Raw genomic sequence first — 18,232 nt, 5'->3', positions numbered from 1 at the left:
CGGTGAGGGTGGCGTCGGGGCCGATCTCCAGGAACCGGGTCACGCCCTCGGACGCCAGCACACCGATCCCGTCGGCGAAACGCACCGCCTCCCGCACATGCCGCACCCAGTAATCCGCCGACGCCAACTCGCCCCCCACCGCGAGCCGCCCCGACACGTTCGACACCAACGGAACCTGCGCGGAACCGTAGGAGATCCCCTCCGCGACCTCGCGGAAGGCCTCCAGCATCGGCTCCATCAACGGCGAATGGAACGCGTGCGAGACCCGCAGACGAGACACCCGCCGCCCAAGCGCCTTCAACTGACCGACGACCTCGCTCACCGCCGCCTCGACACCCGCGACCACCACCGCCCGCGGACCGTTCACCGCAGCCACCGACACCTCAGCCGCACGGCCCTCCACCAACGGCAGCACCTCACCCTCGGCCGCCTCCACCGCCACCATCACACCGCCCGACGGCAACCCCTGCATCAACCGACCCCGCGCCACCACCAGAGCACACGCATCCTCCAAAGAGAACACACCCGCCACATGCGCAGCAGCGATCTCACCGACCGAATGCCCCATCAGGAAATCGGGACGCACCCCGAACGACTCCACCAGACGGAACAACGCCACCTCGACCGCGAACAACGCGGGCTGCGCCCACTCCGTCCGCTCCAGCAACCCCCCGTCCTCACCGAACACGGCCTCCCGCAACCCACCACCCACCAGCGCACACACCGCGTCGAACGCCTCAGCGAACACCGGGAACGACGCATACAACTCACGCCCCATCCCCACCCGCTGCGCACCCTGACCCGAGAACAAGAACGCCGTCCGACCACCCCGACGGGCGGTGGCGGTGACGACGTCGGGTGAGGCGCCGTCGGTGGCGAGGACGCCGAGGCCCGCGGTGAGGGTCTCGCGATCGGTGCCGAGGACGACGGCGCGCTGTTCGAAGAGGGAGCGTCGAAAGGTCAGGGTGCGGGCGACGGCCAGGTCGTCGGTCCCGGGGTGCGTGTCGAGGTGGTCGAGCAGGTCGGCGGCCTGCGCTCTCAGGGCGTCGGCGGTCCGGGCGGAGAGGACCCACGGGATGACCGGCGGCGCCGTGGGTTCGGGCGTCGTGCGGTCGTCTTCCGGTTCCGCGGCCTCGGTCTCGGTGTCGGCCTCGTTCGGCGGAGTCTCCTCCAGGATGACGTGGGCGTTGGTGCCGGAGACCCCGAACGCGGACACTCCGGCCCGCCGCGGCCGGTCGCCGGACGGCCACACGACGGGTTCGGTGAGGAGACGTACGTGGCCCTCGGTCCAGTCGACCTTGGTCGTGGGGGCGTCGACGTGCAGGGTGCGGGGCAGGCGGGCATGGCGCAGAGCCATGACCATCTTGATGACACCGCCGACGCCGGCGGCGGCCTGGGTGTGACCGATGTTGGACTTCAGGGAGCCGAGCCAGAGCGGACGGTCCTCGGCGCGGTCCTGTCCGTAGGCCGCCAGCAGTGCCTGGGCCTCGATGGGGTCGCCGAGGGTGGTTCCGGTGCCGTGCGCCTCCACGGCGTCCACGTCCAGCGGGGAAAGCCCGGCGGAGGTCAACGCCTGTCGGATGACGCGCTGTTGGGAGGGCCCGTTGGGAGCGGTGAGGCCGCTGCTCGCGCCGTCCTGGTTGACGGCGGAGCCGCGGACGACGGCGAGCACCTCGTGGCCGTTGCGACGCGCGTCGGAGAGGCGTTCGAGCAGGAGGACGCCGGCGCCCTCGCTCCAGCCGGTGCCGTCGGTGGCGTCGGCGAAGGACTTGCAGCGGCCGTCCGGCGAGAGGCCGCGCTGTCGGCTGAACTCCAGGAACGTGACCGGCGTCGACATGAAGGCGACACCGCCCGCGAGGGCGAGGTCGCACTCGCCCTGCCGCAGTGACTGCACCGCGAGATGGAGGGCCACGAGGGAGGAGGAGCACGCGGTGTCCACCGTGACGGCGGGCCCCTCGAAACCGAAGGTGTAGGAGATGCGACCCGAGGCGATGCTCGCGGCGCTGCCGTTGCCGAGGTGGCCCTCGACACCGGGGGGCGGCTCGGGGAACCGGGTGGCGTAGTCGTTGTACATGACTCCCGCGAACACTCCGGTGGCGCTTCCGCGCAGGTCGGCCGGGCGCAGGCCGGCCCGTTCGAGGGATTCCCAGACGATCTCGAGCAGGATCCGCTGCTGCGGGTCGGTGGCGAGGGCCTCACGCGGGGACATGCCGAAGAAGGCGGGGTCGAAGTCGGCGGCGTCGTGGAGGAAGCCGCCTTCCCGGGTGTAGCAGGTGCCGGGGTTGGCGGGATCGGGATCGTAGAGTGCGCCGAGGTCCCAGCCGCGGTTGTCCGGGAAGGCGGAGATGCCGTCGGTGCCCGTGTCGACGAGGTGCCAGAGGTCTTCCGGTGTGCGCACCCCACCGGGGTAGCGGCAGCTCATGGAGACCACGGCGATCGGTTCCGTTGCCCTGCCCTCGACCTGGCGCAGCCGGGCGCGGGTGCGCTGGAGGTCGCTGGAGACTCGGGTCAGGAACTCACGCAGCCTGTCCTCGCTCACGGATCGGTCTCCCTTCGGCGGCGGGCACGCTGGCTCGCGGTGGGGCACGGGGCATCGGGTCGGCCCCGGCGCCACTCGGGCGCCGGGGCCTGATGAGGGCCGGCGTGCCGTCCGATGCCCTCGCGGGACGGGCCGTGGCGCTCCCGGTGCCGGGCCTGTCCCTCGGGCCGATTATGGGAAGGGTTGCGCCCGTTTCGGGCTGTGGTCCGGGCGGCTCTAAGAGAACTTCTAGCGTTGCCGGGCAGGCCGGACCCCGCCCGGGCTGCACCGTCGCGGCCCTTCGCTCACAGGCGGAGGGTCATGTCCAGTGCGTTCTCGGCGACGGGCGGCAGGAGGCCGAGCTCGGCCGAGCGGTCCAGGAGAGTGCGCACGGCGTACAGTCCGTCCTGGCCGAGCGCGGCGGTGAACTCGTTGACGTACAGGCCGATGTGCTGGTCGACGACGTCCGGTTCCATCTCCTGGGCGTGCTGGAGGACGTGCGCGCGGGAGACGTCCGGGTTCTCCCGTGCCGCGCGCAGGGAGGCGCGGATCGTGTCGGCGACCCGGCGCAGCACGGGTTCCCCCAGGGAGCGGCGGGCGACGATCGCGCCCAGGGGGATGGGCAGTCCGGTGCGCTTCTCCCACTCCTCGCCCATGTCGGCCGCGCAGTGCAGACCGTAGCGCCCGTAGGTGAAACGAGCTTCGTGGATGACGAGTCCGGCGTCGACGGCGCCGTCCCGGACGGCGGGCATGATCTCGTGGAACGGCAGGACGACGATCTCGCCGACACCGCCCGGTATGGCGTCGGCCGCCCAGAGCCGGAACAGCAGGTAGGCCGTGGACGTGGTGCTGGGCACCGCGATGCGGGCGCCGGCCAGGGCGGCGGGCTCACCGGGCTCCGCCACCAGGACGAGGGGACCGCAGCCGTGGCCCAGGGCGCCGCCGCAGGGCAGCAGCGCGTAGTCGGCGAGGATGCGCGGCAGCACGCCGTAGGAGACCTTCAGGACGTCCAGTTCGCCGCGTTCGGCGAGGCCGTTGGTGACGTCGATGTCGGCGAAGGTGAGCCGCGCGCCCGGTGCGTCGGGGAGCAGCCCTTCGGTCCAGGCGTGGAAGACGAACGTGTCGTTGGGGCAAGGTGAGTGCGCGAGGGTCAGGGGCGCCGTCATGGCCGGTCCTTCCTTCTTGTCCGTGGTGCGGCAGCGATGCCCTCAGCAAAGCCGTTGCGGATGTGGGGTTTTCCCCAGACTGCCCTCCGCGAGGATGAGCGGGCCCCACCCGACGCGGCGTCGATGCCCGCCGTCCGGCCGGGGGCCCGCCGTCGCCGGATCGTTGGCCGGTTCCGCGGGTCGCCGAGGCCGGTCGGATCGACGGGTCGCCGTGTGGGGCGGATCCGTACTGTGCCGTCCGACCGCCGCAGGGCGGAACGGCCGGTTCCGCGGGGCGTCGCGGTCGCACCCGGGGACCGTCGACGCGGCAGACCACGCCCATGCCATGCGCGCACCGTCACCACGCGTGCCGCCTGGCACTGAACGAGGAGGTTCCCGGCCATGGACGCTGGGCTCAAGCGCGAGCTGGAGGAGAAGGTCTTCTCCGGTGAGCGGCTGTCCCGCGAGGACGGCATCGCCCTGTACGAGTCGGACGACCTGGCGTGGCTGGGCGGTCTGGCGCACGAGGTGCGCATGCGCAAGAACGGTGACGTGGTCCACTTCAACGTCAACCGTCACCTCAACATGACGAACGTGTGCACCGCTTCGTGCGCGTACTGCTCCTTCCAGCGCAAGCCGGGTGAGCAGGACGCGTACACGATGCGCATCGAGGAGGCCGTGCGTCTGGCCAAGGCGATGGAGAACGAGCACCTGTCGGAGCTCCACATCGTCAACGGCCTGCACCCCAACCTGCCGTGGCGCTACTACCCGCGCTCGCTGCGGGAGCTGAAGAAGGCGCTGCCCAACGTCGGCCTGAAGGCGTTCACGGCGACGGAGATCCACCACTTCGAGACGATCAGCGGGCTCACGGCGTCCGAGATCCTGGACGAGCTGATCGACGCGGGCCTGGAGTCGCTCACCGGCGGCGGCGCGGAGATCTTCGACTGGGAGGTCCGCCAGCACATCGTGGACCACCGCACCCACTGGGAGGACTGGTCCCGGATCCACCGCCTGGCGCACGAGAAGGGGCTCAAGACCCCGTCCACCATGCTGTACGGCCACATCGAGGAGCCCCGCCACCGCGTCGACCACGTGCTGCGGCTGCGCGAGCTGCAGGACGAGACGAACGGCTTCCAGGTCTTCATCCCGCTGCGCTACCAGCACGACTTCGTGGACATGAAGGACGGCAAGGTCCGCAACCGGCTCCAGGCGCGCACCCAGATGGCGACCGGCGCGGAGGCCCTCAAGACCTTCGCCGTCTCGCGGCTGCTCTTCGACAACGTCCCGCACGTGAAGGTGTTCTGGGTGATGCACGGCGTCCAGACCGCGCAGCTGGCGCTCCAGCACGGCGCGGACGACATGGACGGCTCGGTCGTCGAGTACAAGATCACGCACGACGCCGACAACTACGGCACGCCGAACAAGCTCACCCGCGAGGACCTGCTGGACCTGATCCGCGACGCCGGGTTCCGGCCGGTGGAGCGCAACACGCGCTACGAGATCATCCGCGAGTACGACGGCCCGGACCCGGCCCGCCGGGAGTCGCCGCAGCCCATGCGGGTGTGACCCGCCGGCCCGGCCGCAGCGGCCGGGCCCCTTCGTGTACCGCGTGCACGACTTCCCCCCGTGCGCGGTGCGTACTCCGCTCGGTCCCGAGCAGATGTCCACGCACCGTGTTCACACCACGACGACATGGCCAGGCAGGTGTTTTATGTCCCCGCGGACGACGAATGACGAGGACCTGGAAGTCTGGATCGACCAGGACCTGTGCACCGGCGACGGGATCTGTGTCCAGTACGTCCCCGAGGTGTTCGAACTGGACATCGACGGGCTCGCCTACGTCAAGAGCGAGCAGGACGAACTGCTCCAGGCTCCGGGAGCGACGACGCGCTTCGCCCTGGATCTGCTCACCGACGTGGTCGACTCGGTCAAGGAGTGCCCCGGCGAATGCATTCACGTGCGCCGGGTCTCCGACGGGGTCGAAGTGTACGGCCCCGAGGCCGCCGACTGAGCCTCGTCCTCGCACCCGGCCCCGGAGCGGCCGGATTCACCGCCCGGTGGCCGGATTCACCGCCCGGTGGCCGGGTCGCCGCACCACCGGACCGCCCCGGCCACCGCACCGCCGGGCCGCTACATCGACGCACGGGAAGGACACACGTCCGATGAGTTCCACCACCGACAACCTGTGGGTCCGCAGGTTCCGGCCCTCCTCCGAGGCGGCCGAGCGGCTGGTCTGCTTCCCGCACGCGGGCGGTTCGGCCAGCTTCTACGTGCCGGTCGCCGCCGCGCTCAGCCCCGGCGTCGATGTCGCCGCGATCCAGTACCCGGGTCGTCAGGACCGCCGGCACGAGCCGGGCCCCGCCTCGATCGACGCACTCGCCGACGACGTCAGCGCGGCCCTCGCGGAGTGGGACGACGACCGCCCCATGACGTTCTTCGGTCACAGCATGGGCGCCTTGGTGGCCTTCGAGGTGGCGCGCCGCTTGGAGCGCGGCGGAGCGGGCCCCGTCCGGCTGTTCGCCTCCGGTCGCCGCGCCCCCTCGCGGGTGCGGGACGAGAGCGTGCACACGCGCGACGACGACGGTGTGATCGCCGAACTGCGCGCTCTGGCCGGCACCGACGCCCAGGTCCTCCAGGACGAGGAGCTGCTGCGCATGGTGCTGCCCGCGATCCGCAGCGACTACCGGGCCGTCGAGACGTACCGCTGTGAGCCCGGGGCCGCGGTGCGCTGCCCCGTGACCGTCCTCACCGGCGACGCCGACCCGCGCACGTCGCTGGACGAAGCCCGCGCGTGGGGTGAGCACACCGGGGCCGGATCGGATGTGCGGGTCTTCTCCGGCGGGCACTTCTTCCTTTCGGAACGGCCGGCCGAGGTGCTGGCCGTGCTGAACGAGCACTTCAGCGCCGCGGTCCCCCGATCCTGACGGCGCTCCTCTGTCCTTCCCCTCGACCCGTTCCGGGAGTTGTGCACCATGACCCAGCAACTCGCGCCCGACACAGTGCGGTCGACGCCTGTGCGCCGGCGCCGGCCCCGCGTGGGCCACATACAGTTCCTCAACTGCCTGCCGCTGTTCTGGGGACTCGCCCGCACCGGGTCCCTCCTCGACATGGATCTGCGCACCGACACGCCGGACGGCCTCAACGACGCGCTCGCCGCGGGCGATCTGGACATGGGCCCGATCAGCCTGCTGGAGTTCCTGCGGCATGCGGACGACCTGGTCGCCCTGCCGGACATCGCGGTCGGCAGCGACGGCGACGTCATGTCCTGCCTGATCATCAGCCAGGTGCCGCTCGAGGAGCTGGACGGGCAGCCGGTGGCGCTGGGTTCGACGAGCCGCACGTCGGTCCGTCTGGCGCAGCTGCTGCTGGCGGAGCGCGTCGGGGTGAACCCCGAGTACTTCGTGTGCCCGCCGGACCTGCGCACCATGATGTCCGAGGCGAAGGCCGCGGTGGTCATCGGTGACGCCGCCCTGCGCGCGGCGCTGCACGAGGCGCCCCGGATGGGCCTGGAGGTGCACGATCTGGGCCGGATGTGGAAGGACTGGACGGGACTGCCCTTCGTGTTCGCCGTGTTCGCCGCGCGCCGCGACTTCCTGGCCCGCGAACCCGCGCTGGTGCGCCAGGTCCACGCCGATCTGCTGGCCTCACGGGACCTGTCCCTGACGGAGGTGGCGAAGGTCTGCGAACAGGCCGCACGGTGGGAGGAGTTCGACGCCGCGACGCTCGAGCGCTACTACACCACGGCCCTGGACTTCAGTCTCGGCGAGGAACAGCTCGCCGGCATCGCCGAATTCGCGCGCCAGGTCGGAGGCGGCGACGAGGGCTTCCCGCCCGACGTCACCGTCCGGCTGCTCGAACCCACCGCCCCCTGAACGTCCCACGCCACCGGAAAGGCCCGGCCATCACCATGCCCCGACCCCCGCAATACCGCCTCCAGTCCGTTCTCGACCGTGCCGCCGAAGGCGGGCGGATCACCCCGGAGGAGGCCCTCGACCTCTACCGCGACGCGCCCCTGCACGCGCTCGGCGCCGCCGCCGACGCCGTACGCCGCCGGCTGTACGCGGGAACCGAGCACATCGCCACGTACATCATCGAGCGGAACATCAACTACACGAACGTGTGCGTCACGGCGTGCAAGTTCTGCGCCTTCTACGCGGCCCCCAAGGACAAGGCCAACGGCTGGACGCGCGACCTCGACGACATCCTGCGCCGCTGCGCCGAGACCGTCGAGCTCGGCGGCACCCAGATCATGTTCCAGGGCGGCCACCACCCCGACTACGGCGTCGAGTACTACGAGAAGCACTTCGCGGCCATCAAGGCGGCGTACCCCCAGCTGGTGATCCACTCGCTGGGCGCGTCCGAGGTCGAGCACATGGCACGGATCTCGAAGGTGACGGTCGAGGAGGCCATCACCCGTATCCACGCCGCCGGCCTCGACTCCTTCGCCGGCGCGGGCGCCGAGCTGCTGCCCGCCCGGCCGCGCAAGGCCATCGCGCCGCTCAAGGAGTCCGGCGAGCGCTGGCTGGAGATCATGGAGATCGCGCACGGGCTGGGCGTCGAGTCGACGTCCACCATGCTGATGGGCACCGGCGAGACCAACGCCGAGCGCATCGAGCACCTGCGGATGATCCGTGACGTGCAGGACCGCACGGGCGGCTTCCGCGCCTTCATCCCGTACACCTACCAGCCCGAGAACAACCACCTCAAGGGCCAGACGCAGGCCACGCAGTTCGAGTACCTGCGGATGATCGCGATCGCCCGTCTGTTCCTCGACAACGTCCGTCACATCCAGGGCTCCTGGCTGACCACCGGCAAGGAGATCGGCCAGCTCTCCCTGCACTACGGCGCGGACGACCTCGGCTCGATCATGCTGGAGGAGAACGTCGTCTCCTCGGCCGGCGCCAAGCACCGCTCCAACCTGCTCGAACTGATCCAGCTCATCCGGTCGGCCGGCCGCGTCCCGGCCCAGCGTGTGACGACGTACGAGCACGTCGTGGTGCACGACGACCCGGCGAACGACCCGGTCGACGACCGCGTCGTCTCCCACGTCTCGTCGACGGCGATCGCGGGCGGCACGGCGCACCCCGAGCTGAAGCTCATCGCCGCCACCTGAGCCGCCAGGGCCGGGTGTTCGGGGCGCGGGCATCCGGCCCGGGGCACCCGCCCTCGTGACCCACCCCTCGCCCCATCCCTGCACACGAGGACGGAGAACCCCATGGCGGGTGCCATTCACGCCACGGGTCTGGTCAAGACCTTCGGTGAGACCCGGGCCCTGGACGGAGTGGACCTTGACGTGCCGGAAGGGAGCGTACTGGGACTGCTCGGCCCCAACGGAGCGGGCAAGACCACGACGGTGCGCCTGCTCGCCACGCTGCTGCGGCCCGACGCCGGCACCGCCGTCGTGGCGGGCCACGACGTGGTCCGCCACCCGGACCGGGTCCGGCTCTCCATCGGCCTCTCGGGCCAGTTCGCCGCGGTCGACGACCGGCTCACCGGCCGGGAGAACCTGCGGATGATCGGTGAGCTGTACGGGCTCCGTTCCCGGGCCGCCCGCCGGCGCGCGGACGAACTGCTCGACCGGTTCGACCTGACCGGGGCCGCCGACAGGATGTCCAGCACCTACTCGGGCGGCATGCGGCGACGCCTCGACCTGGCCTGCGCGCTCGTCGTGCGCCCTTCGGTGATGTTCCTCGACGAGCCGTCGACCGGCCTGGACCCGACCAGCCGGCTGATGCTGTGGGACATCATCGAGGACCTCGTGTCGCAGGGCACCACCATCCTGCTCACCACCCAGTACCTCGAGGAGGCCGACCGCCTGGCGCGGGACATCGCGGTCGTCGACCACGGACGGATCATCGCCCGTGGCACACCGCGCGAGCTGAAGGCGCAGGCGGGCGGCCAGCGCGTCGAGGCGGTCGTCTCCCGGCGCGAGCAACTCGATGCCGCGGCCGCCCTGCTGGCCGGGTACGGCATCCGCACCCCGGACGTCGACCGTCCGCGCGGCATGGTCTCGGTCCCCGTCGACGGCGGGGTGCGGCTGATGACCCAGGTGATCGCCGCCCTGGACGCCGCGGGCATCGAGATCACCGACATCGGAATGCGCCGCCCCACTCTCGACGAGGTCTTCCTGGCCCTCACCGAAGTCGCGCCGCGGGACACATCGCGCACGGCGGTCGGTGCCGGCGCGGCGAACGAGAAGGAGTGATGAACGTGTCGGCCACGGCACCGCCCGTACCCGAGCTGAGGCCCGGAACGGCCGCCAAGTCGCTGCGCGACGTCCTGGTCGTGACGCGGCGCAACGTGATCCGGACGGTCCGCATCCCCGAGGTGGTCGTCCTCAGCCTGGTGCAGCCGATCGTCTTCGTGCTGCTCTTCGCCTACATCTTCGCCGGGTCGTTCAGCCTGCCCGGCGCCGCGAATCCCGCCGCCTACCGCGAGTACATGATGCCCGGGTTCTTCGTGCAGACCCTCGCCTTCGCCACCGCCGGCAACAGCAGCGTCAGCATGGCCAACGACATGCAGAGCGGCATGGTCGACCGGTTCCGCTCCCTGCCGATGGCGCGGGGGGCGCTGCTCACCGGCCGCACCCTCGCGGATCTCGTGCAGAACGTCATGGTGATGACGGTGATGGTGCTGTGCGCGCTGCTGGTCGGCTGGCGCATCCATCACGGGGTGCTGCGGGCCGCCGCCGCCTTCGCCCTGCTGCTCCTCATGGGGTACGCGCTGTCGTGGGTGGGTGTCGTCATCGGCCTGTCGGTGCGCGCCCCGGAGGCGGCGGCCACCAGCAACTTCCTGTGGCTGTTCCCGCTGACGTTCCTCTCCAACGCGTTCGTGGCGCCCTCCACGCTTCCGACGGTGCTGCGCTGGGCCGCCGAGTGGAACCCGCTGAGCGCGACGGTGCAGGCGACCCGGCAACTGTTCGGCAACCCGGGGCTCGCGGCCACGGGCGCCTGGCCCGCTCAGCATCCCGTGCTGGTGTCGTTGTCCTGGTCGGTGCTGATCGCGGTGGTGGGCCGGACGCTGGCGGTGCGCCGCTACCGTTCGGCCGGTTCGTGAGGAGGAAGTCGTGACCGCGGACGCCACGTTCCGGGCGGAGCTCATCCGCCCGGTCCACGAACTGCTCGCCGGGCACGCGGCCCGGCAGCCCGACCGGATCGCGGTCAAGGACGCCGGTCATGCGGTGACCTGGGCCGAACTGGACCGGCGTACCGCCCGGGTGGCCGGTCATCTGGTGGGGCTGGGCCTGGCCCGAGGCGCGTCGGCGGTGATCTACCTGCCCAACCGGGTGGAGACGGTGGAGAGTTGCCTCGCCGTCACCCGGGCGAGCGCCGTAGGAGTGCCGCTCGACCCGACGTCGGCCGACACGGAACTGGCGTACCTGCTGGACGACTGCGCGGCGCGGCTGGTCATCACCGGCGCGGCGCAGCTGCCCCAGCTGCGCCGCGTGCTGGCGGACCGGCCGGACGTCGTCGTGGTCCTCGTGGGTCGGGACGCCGAGCCGGGGTTCGCGGAGGCGGCCGACGACGAACTGCCGCGCTGGGAGGAACTGGCGTCGACGTGGTCGTTGCGCGATCCGCCCCGCGACGACCTGGGCCTGGACGAGCCGGCCTGGGTGCACTACGTCTCCGGGCCGACCGGCCGGCCCGTCGGGGTCGTGTCCACGCAGCGGACGTCGCTGTGGACGACGGCCGCCTGCAGCGCGCCGCTGCTGGGACTGTCCCCTCAGGACCGGGTCGTGTGGCCGCTGCCGCTCTTCCATGCGGCGGCGCACAACGTGTGCGTGCTCGGGGTCGTGGCGGTCGGCGCCACGGTCTGCGTCACGGACGGTCCGGCCGCCGAGGAGGTGCTGCGTCGGGCCCTCGAGGAGGACGCCACCTTCCTGGTGGGTGCGCCGGTGATGTACCGCCGACTGGTGGAGCTCGCGCGATCCGGCGCGGTCGGCGTTCCCTCGCTGAGGGTGTGCACGGTGGCGGGCTCTCCGTGTCCGCCGTCCCTGCACGAGGCGTTCCGCTCCGCGTTCGGCATCGCGCTGCTGGACAGCTACGGCTCGACGGAGACCGGCGGCGCGATGACCACGAACCTGCCGCAGGGCCCGTACGTGCCCGGTTCGTGCGGTGTGCCGCTGCCGGGACTGACGCTGCGGCTCACAGACCCGCGCACCGGCGACGAGGTGGAGCGGGGTGCCGAAGGCGAGGTGTGGGTGTCCAGTCCGGCGCTGATGCCGGGCTACCACCGGCAGCCCGAGGAAACCGCGAGGGTGCTCTCCGAGGGCTGGTACCGCACCGGTGACCTGGCCCGCCAGGACGCGGACGGATATCTGACGATCACCGGCCGGCTCAAGGAGCTGATCATCCGGGGCGGGGAGAACATCCACCCGCGCGAGGTGGAACAGGCCCTCGTACAGGCGCCCGGCGTCGCGGACGCGGCCGTCGCGGGCGTCACCCACGGGACGCTCGGCGAGGTGCCGGTCGCCTACGTGGTACCGACGGCCGGGGGGCTCGACGTGGAGGCGGTGCTGTCCGCCTGCCGGCGGAAGGTGTCCGCGTTCAAACTGCCGGAGGAGATCCACGAGGTCACCGAGGTCCCTCGCGATCCGGCGGGGAAGATCGCCCGCAGACTGCTCGCGGAGCTGCCGACGCGGCCGCTGTGGCGACGGTCCCGGACGTGGTCGCAGGACTCCCTCTCCTCTTCCGGCGCCGTCGAGCTGGGGCTGGACGACGCCGGCCATCCCCTGCTCTCGGCGGTGGTCGAACTGCCCGGGCGCGACGAACTGGTGTGCACGGGCCGGATCACCGCGACCGCCGGCGACCCGACGCTGGCGCAACGCGTGGACGGCAGAGCGGTGTTCGCCGGAGCGGCCCTGCTGGACCTGGTGCTGCACGCGGCGGGCCGCGTCGGCTGCGCCCGGGCGCTGGACGTGGCGGCGGACGAGCCGCTGGTGCTGCCGCGCGACGGCGGCGTGCAACTGCGGGTGACGGTCGGTGCGCCGGAGGCCGAGGGGATCAGGCGGGTGACGGTGCACGGGCGGCGGGACACACGGGATGCGTCACGACGACCGTGGACCCGGCACGCGACGGCCACGGTGGCGCCGGCCTCCCCCGCGGGAGCCGACGCGGGCTTGTCGGTGTGGCCTCCGCGGGACGCCCTCCGGGTCACCGGGAACCGCGGTGCCGGCCGGCCGGACGCCGCACGGACGCCCCGCGCCGTGTGGCGGCGCGGCGACGAGGTCTTCGTCGAGGTGGCGCTGCCCGACTGGGTGACGGGCCAGGACCGTCACGCGCTCCATCCGGTGCTCTTGGACGCGGCGCTGGCCGGCGCCGTACGCCTGGCCCGAGAGGCGGCGCCGGACGGCGCGAAGCCGGCGGTGGCGGTGCGCTGGCGGGACGTGGCCCTGTACGCCCCCGGCGCGTCCGCGCTGCGGGTGCGGCTGCGGCGGACGACAGACGGCTCCTGGGACCTGGAAGCGGCCGACGACGCCGGGAACCCGGTGCTGACCGCCCGCTCGGTGACCTGCGCGCCGCTGCGGGGCGACGCCGTACGAGCCGGTTCGGCGGCACAGCAGGACGCCCTGCTCGAGCACTGCTGGGTTCCCTACGAACTGCCGCGGTCGGCGGCGCGCCCGTGACCGTGGGCGGTGGTCGGCCCTGATGCCCCGCGGGGTCCGGGCGACCCTGATGCGGACGCGGTGCGTGCCGCGGTCGGTGAAGCCGTTGTGCGGGTACGCCACCTCATCGGCTCCCGGCCGGCGCAGTCCCGGCCGGAGTCGGCGACCGGGATCTCCCTGACAGCATCGGTCGTCCTCGGCTCCGCGACACCTACGGGGTCGGTCCGCCGTCTCCACAGCCCACTGCTCACTCGCCCGCTTGCCGTGCGGTCGCACCGTGCCGCCGTGTGCCCGCCCCCGATGCGTCGGGGGCGGGCACACGGCGGCACAGGCACGTCATACCGCCCAGGTGGGAAGATCGACGAGGGTGACGACACAGGCCGTGCACATCCAGCCCGGGCCCTGGGAGATCAGCAGTACGTGGTCCCCGGGAGCCACCTCGCGCGTACGGACCAGATGCTCCAGGGTGATGATCACGTCCGCGCCGCCGACATGCCCGATGCCCCTGCCGAAGTTCCACGTGGAGCGGTCCATGGTCAGGCCCAGAGGCAGCATGACCGAGTACTCGATCATCCGGCCGTCCATGTTGATCGGTACGACCTTGGCGATGTCGTCGGCGTTGAGGTCGGCGTCGACGAGTGCCCGGCGAATGACGCCGAGGTTGAAGAGGGTGAGCTTCTCGAGGGTCTCGGAGAGCGGGGTCTCGGTCTCGCTGAAGCGAGTGGCCCGCTCAGCCATGTCCCCGTCGTTCTGCCGGCCCTCGTCCGGCAGCAGTGAGCCGTCACCGCGATGCCACCGCTCGAGCTCCGGCAGGATGCCCGAACTCAGCGACCTGATCTGTGCGAAACCCTCGTCCACGCTGAGCAGGGCCGCGGCGCCGCCGTCGGCGAGGAAGTACGCCTGGCCGAGCCCCGTGTAACGGTTCAGGCCGGTGGCGGAGAAGTTCTCACCCGACGTGAGCAGTACGGTCTCCGCCTGAGCGGCACCCGTCATCTGGCCGACCGCCACCTCCAGGGCGCCCAGCATGCCGTTGCAGCCCTGGCGCAGGTACAGCGACGAGACCGGTTCCACCTCCAGCTCGCGCAGGATGTAGCCCGGCGGATAGGAACCCTGAGGGCCCTGGTAGTACACGCCGCTGTGCACATGGTCCGTGATGTCGTCCCGTTGCAGCTTCGACCGGTCCATGGCGACGCGCGCGGCGGAGATCGCGAGCTCCACGGCCGGAATGTCGTGCGCCAGATGGGTCCCGGTCAGCCCGTTCGCGTCCACGGTCTCCTGGCTGATCAGCCCCTGGGCCACAGCCCGCTCGACCGGCTCGAACTCGTGCAGCACGACACCGAGCGAGTCGAGGAACACGTTGTCAATTCTCATCTGAGGGCCTTTCGTTTCCGCCGAAATGGGAAGATGCCGGGGCAAGGAGCCGCTCGATCAGGTGCTCGGCGAGGTCCACCGGGGTGTCGAACTCGAACGCCACACTCGCCGGCAGCCGGAGCCCGGTCGCCTCGACGAGTGCCGTGCGCAGTTGCAGGGCGGTGAGCGAGTCGAATCCGAGACTCTTCAGCGGGGCGTCCGCGGCCACGCTGCCGGGTGCGGTGTGGCCGAGGACGGCGCCCGCCCGGTCCCGTACGAGGCCGGTCACCAGCGTCTCCCGCTCCGCCTTGCTCATCGCCGCCAGCCGGTGCCGGAGGTCCGTGTTCTCCGCCGGGGTGTCCCGGGCCGTGCGGCGGGTCCCGGCGGGCACGAGTGCCCGCAGGACGGAGGCCACTTCGCCCGTCCCGGCGTCGCCGGTCAGCCGGGCGAAGTCCAGCCGGGACGCGATCACGAGACTGCGCCCGGTCGCCCATGCCGCGTCGAAGAGCCCGAGACCCTGCTCCTTGCTGAGCGGATGCGTTCCGCGCAGCGCCACCGGGTGGCGCTCCGTCCCGGACCCGCCCGACAGATTGCTCCGCCCGGCCCACAGACCCCAGGCGATCGAGGTGGCGGCGACGCCCCGGGACCGCATGTGGTGGGCGAACGCGTCCAGGAACGTGTTCGCCGCCGCGTAGTTGGCCTGCCCTGGACCGCCCAGGACGCCGGCGACCGAGGAGAACAGCACGAACTGCTGTACCCCTGACCCCCGGACCAGTTCGTAGAGGTTCACGACCGCGTCGACCTTGGGGCGCAGCACGTTGCTCAGCCGCTCCGCCGTCAGAGACGGGAGGATCCCGTCGTCCACCGCGCCCGCCGTGTGCACCACGGCGCCGATCCGCCGGCCCGTGAGCAGGCCGGCCAGGGCCTCTCGGTCCGTCACATCGCAGGCAGCCACCTGGACACGGGCCCCGAGCGCGGTCAGTTCTGCCTCCAGGGCCGCCGCCTCCGGCGCGTCCGGACCCTGACGGCTCGTCAGCAGGAGGTCCTTCACCCCGTGTTCGGTCACCAGGTGACGGGCTGTCGCCGAGCCCAGTGTGCCCGTCCCGCCGGTGATCAGCACCGTGCCGTCCAGGCCGGCGTCCAGCCTGGGGAGAGCGCCGGCCGGTACGAGGCGGGCCACCCGCGGGACCCGCGCCGTCCGCCCGCGCAGCGCCCACTGCGGCTCCGTGGAGGACGCCACGCGGTCCAGGGCGCGCCAGGTGGGCTTGGCGAGGTCGGTGTCCACGAGCACGAAGCGGTCCGGGTACTCCGTCTGCGCGCTGCGGATCAGACCCCAGACGCCGGCCCCCGCGAGGCCGAGCGGTGACGCGTCGTCGGGCCCGGCCACCGCGGGCACGGCGCCACGGGTGAGGAACACCAGCCGGGAGCGGTCGAAGGCCGGGGTGCTCACCCAGGCGCGGGCCGTCTCCAGGGCACGGACGGTCGTGGCGTGAACGGCGTCCACCAGCTCCGGTCCCGGCAGATCGCCGTGATCGTCCAGGAAGGGGACCACGACGACGTCGGGGACGTCCCGGCCCGCCTCCACGGCGGCTGTCAGCGCTGCCAGGTCCGGGTACGTCTCCGTGTAGCGTCCCGCCGCCATCAGCGAGGACCGCATGCGCACACCGTCCTCGCCCACGATGGCCCATGTGGCGTCGGCATCGGCGGTGTCCGCCCGCGTCTCCACGGCGGTCCACTCGATGCCGAACATGCTGTCCTGCTGTGCCACGTCCGCAGCCCTGAGCACCTCACGCACCACGGGTTCGAGCCGCAGGGACGGGACCGAGAGAACGGGGGTTCCGGTGGCATCGGCAGCGGTCAGCGACACCGAGCCGTCCAGCCCTGGGGAGACGCGGGCGCGCAGGACGGACGCGCCGGACGCGTGCAGGGAGACCTCCCCCCAGTCCCGTGCCCGCCAGGACGCGGCGGCCTCGGGTGTGACGCCCTTCATGCCCGCCAGGCTGAGCAGGGCCTGTGCCGCCACGGGGTGGAGTCCGAACCGCCGTGCCTCCTCACGCAGCGCGTCCGGTACGGAGATCTCCGCGAACACCTCGGTGTCCCGTCGCCACACACCTTGTACGGCGGAGTGCACGGCCCCGTACTCCAGGCGCAGTTCGGGCTCGGGCATCGGGAGGGCGTCCGCGGGCGGCCAGGCTTCGAGATCCCAGTCCGGCTCGGCCGTCGCGGCCGCCAGCTCACCCGTCGCGTGGCAGGTCCAGGGCAGCCCCAGGACGTCGTCGCCGCGCCGGGAGTGCACGGAGACCGTGCGTACGCCGGGCTCCTCACCCTCGCCGACTGCGACGCGGAGCTGGACGGCGCCGGACGCCGGCATCACGAACGGCGCCTGCGCGGTCAGGGCGCGCAGTCGGCCCGTGCCCAGCTGCTCACCGGCCGCGAGGGCCAACTCCGCGGCGAGCCAGTCGAGTTCCCGTTCCGCGCCCTCGGTGCGCTCATCCGCCGACCAGGCGGGCTTGCCCGCCGAGAGCCGGCCGGTGAACACCACGGTCCCGGTGCCGGGCAGTTCCACGGCCGCACCCAGCAAGGGGTGCGGGGTGGGGACCGCGCCCAGCCCGGACGCACCGCGAGAGGTGCCGGTGGGTGTGTTGAGCCAGTGGTGGGTGCCTTGGAAGGGGTAGGTGGGGAGGTCGGGGTGGGGGGGCGTGGGGGTGGGGCGGAGGGTGACGCCGTGGGTCCAGGCGGTGCTGAGGGCGTGGGTGAAGTCGTGGGCGTCGCCGTGGTCGCGGTGCAGGGTGGCCAGGACCACGGGTTCGTCGGTGGGATGGTCGAGGGTCTGGAGCGTCTCCTGGGTCGGCAGGGTGAGGACCGGATGCGGGCTGACCTCGATGTAGGCGGTGACGCCGGCGTGGGCGAGCGCCTCGGTGGCGGCCTGGTAGTCGACGGTGTGACGCAGGTTCCGGTACCAGTACTCGCCGTCGAGATCGGCGCCGTCCACCGGGCCGCCGGTCAGCGAGGAGTAGAAGGCCAGATCACCGCTGCGCGGTGACACCGGCGCCAGCGCTTCCAGCAACGGCTCGCGTATCGCCTCGACATGGGAGGAGTGGGAGGCGTAGTCGACCGGCACCCGCCGGAACCTTCTCTGATGCTCCTCGCACCAGAGGGCGAGCTGGTCCAGTGCGTCCGCGGGACCGGACACGACCGTGCTGGCCGGGCTGTTGACCGCCGCGATCTCCAGCCCGAAACGGGCCGCGACGGTCTCGGCCTCCTCACGCGGCAGCGCCAGCGACGTCATCCCGCCCTCGCCCGCGATGCCGTTGATGAGCTGCGAACGCAGCGCCACCACCCGTGCGCCGTCGGAGAGGGAGAGCGCGCCCGACACCGTGGCGGCGGCGATCTCACCCTGCGAGTGCCCCACCACCGCCGCGGGACGGACCCCCGCCGCCTGCCAGTGCGCAGCGAGAGAGACCATGACCGCCCACAGCGCGGGCTGCACCACGTCGACCCGCGAGAAGTCGGGCTGCCCCTCGTCCCCGCGCAGCACCGCGAACAGGTCCCACTCCACGAACGGCTCCAGTGCCCGACGGCACTGCCCGAGGCGATCGGCGAAGGGACCGCCCT

General features: G+C 72.1%; 12 protein-coding genes. 8 read left to right on the top strand and 4 right to left on the bottom strand.

The genetic code is table 11. The annotated features are described in order from the left end of the window. Positions 1 to 2,539 (bottom strand): type I polyketide synthase (locus tag Sri02f_RS40405; RefSeq protein ID WP_159106884.1); only part of this gene is annotated, 2,539 nt, incomplete at its 3' end. A 284-nt stretch (positions 2,540 to 2,823) separates the two neighbouring features. After that, entirely contained in the window at positions 2,824 to 3,684 is an 861-nt protein-coding gene (locus tag Sri02f_RS40400) for a 1,4-dihydroxy-6-naphtoate synthase (protein WP_109006265.1), read from the bottom strand. Between the two features lie 381 nt (positions 3,685 to 4,065). Between Sri02f_RS40400 and mqnE the strand changes: the two genes are divergently transcribed. The 8 genes from mqnE to Sri02f_RS40360 all read left to right on the top strand — a co-directional run bounded on the left by mqnE (position 4,066) and on the right by Sri02f_RS40360 (position 13,288). Continuing rightward, a complete protein-coding gene (mqnE, locus tag Sri02f_RS40395) occupies positions 4,066 to 5,229 on the top strand; it encodes an aminofutalosine synthase MqnE (RefSeq protein WP_109006264.1) in 1,164 nt (387 codons plus the stop codon). Positions 5,230 to 5,374: 145 nt separating this feature from the next. After that, positions 5,375 to 5,674, top strand: a complete 300-nt coding sequence (locus Sri02f_RS40390; RefSeq protein ID WP_057583930.1) for a ferredoxin — start codon at positions 5,375 to 5,377, stop codon at positions 5,672 to 5,674. A 151-nt stretch (positions 5,675 to 5,825) separates the two neighbouring features. Further along, positions 5,826 to 6,587, top strand: coding sequence for a thioesterase II family protein (locus tag Sri02f_RS40385; RefSeq protein ID WP_109006263.1), 762 nt, complete (start codon positions 5,826 to 5,828; stop codon positions 6,585 to 6,587). A gap of 48 nt (positions 6,588 to 6,635) precedes the next feature. Continuing rightward, on the top strand, positions 6,636 to 7,535 hold the full coding sequence (locus Sri02f_RS40380; RefSeq protein ID WP_109006262.1) for a menaquinone biosynthetic enzyme MqnA/MqnD family protein: 900 nt from the start codon (positions 6,636 to 6,638) through the stop codon (positions 7,533 to 7,535). A 35-nt stretch (positions 7,536 to 7,570) separates the two neighbouring features. Beyond that, positions 7,571 to 8,776: a cyclic dehypoxanthinyl futalosine synthase gene (gene mqnC, locus Sri02f_RS40375; RefSeq protein WP_109006261.1), complete on the top strand. Its 1,206-nt coding sequence runs from the start codon at positions 7,571 to 7,573 to the stop codon at positions 8,774 to 8,776. A 102-nt stretch (positions 8,777 to 8,878) separates the two neighbouring features. Continuing rightward, entirely contained in the window at positions 8,879 to 9,868 is a 990-nt protein-coding gene (locus Sri02f_RS40370) for an ATP-binding cassette domain-containing protein (RefSeq protein WP_109006260.1), read from the top strand. Continuing rightward, entirely contained in the window at positions 9,868 to 10,719 is an 852-nt protein-coding gene (locus Sri02f_RS40365; RefSeq protein ID WP_109006259.1) for an ABC transporter permease, read from the top strand. The genes Sri02f_RS40370 and Sri02f_RS40365 overlap by 1 nt, the downstream gene beginning before the upstream one ends. A 10-nt stretch (positions 10,720 to 10,729) precedes the next feature. Beyond that, positions 10,730 to 13,288 (top strand): AMP-binding protein, encoded by a 2,559-nt coding sequence (locus Sri02f_RS40360; protein ID WP_109006258.1) that lies wholly within the window; start codon positions 10,730 to 10,732, stop codon positions 13,286 to 13,288. A 315-nt stretch (positions 13,289 to 13,603) separates the two neighbouring features. Here Sri02f_RS40360 and Sri02f_RS40355 read toward each other — a convergent pair whose 3' ends face one another. Next, complete coding sequence (locus Sri02f_RS40355; protein ID WP_167467715.1) at positions 13,604 to 14,638, bottom strand: ketoacyl-ACP synthase III family protein; 1,035 nt, start codon at positions 14,636 to 14,638, stop codon at positions 13,604 to 13,606. Then, a partial coding sequence (locus Sri02f_RS40350; RefSeq protein WP_159106883.1) for a type I polyketide synthase occupies positions 14,628 to 18,232 on the bottom strand: 3,605 nt, incomplete at its 5' end. The genes Sri02f_RS40350 and Sri02f_RS40355, both read right to left, overlap by 11 nt.

This window comes from Streptomyces rishiriensis (assembly GCF_003112535.1).
In the GTDB taxonomy this organism is placed as follows: Bacteria; Actinomycetota; Actinomycetes; order Streptomycetales; family Streptomycetaceae; genus Streptomyces; species Streptomyces rishiriensis.
This window is presented reverse-complemented; position numbering and strand designations above follow the sequence as displayed.

Coding starts and splice junctions, on each gene's coding strand:
- Sri02f_RS40400 (WP_109006265.1), bottom strand. CDS start 3,684: ATGACGGCGCCCCTGACCCTCGCGCACTCACCTTGCCCCAACGACACG.
- mqnE (WP_109006264.1), top strand. CDS start 4,066: ATGGACGCTGGGCTCAAGCGCGAGCTGGAGGAGAAGGTCTTCTCCGGT.
- Sri02f_RS40390 (WP_057583930.1), top strand. CDS start 5,375: ATGTCCCCGCGGACGACGAATGACGAGGACCTGGAAGTCTGGATCGAC.
- Sri02f_RS40385 (WP_109006263.1), top strand. CDS start 5,826: ATGAGTTCCACCACCGACAACCTGTGGGTCCGCAGGTTCCGGCCCTCC.
- Sri02f_RS40380 (WP_109006262.1), top strand. CDS start 6,636: ATGACCCAGCAACTCGCGCCCGACACAGTGCGGTCGACGCCTGTGCGC.
- mqnC (WP_109006261.1), top strand. CDS start 7,571: ATGCCCCGACCCCCGCAATACCGCCTCCAGTCCGTTCTCGACCGTGCC.
- Sri02f_RS40370 (WP_109006260.1), top strand. CDS start 8,879: ATGGCGGGTGCCATTCACGCCACGGGTCTGGTCAAGACCTTCGGTGAG.
- Sri02f_RS40365 (WP_109006259.1), top strand. CDS start 9,868: ATGAACGTGTCGGCCACGGCACCGCCCGTACCCGAGCTGAGGCCCGGA.
- Sri02f_RS40355 (WP_167467715.1), bottom strand. CDS start 14,638: ATGAGAATTGACAACGTGTTCCTCGACTCGCTCGGTGTCGTGCTGCAC.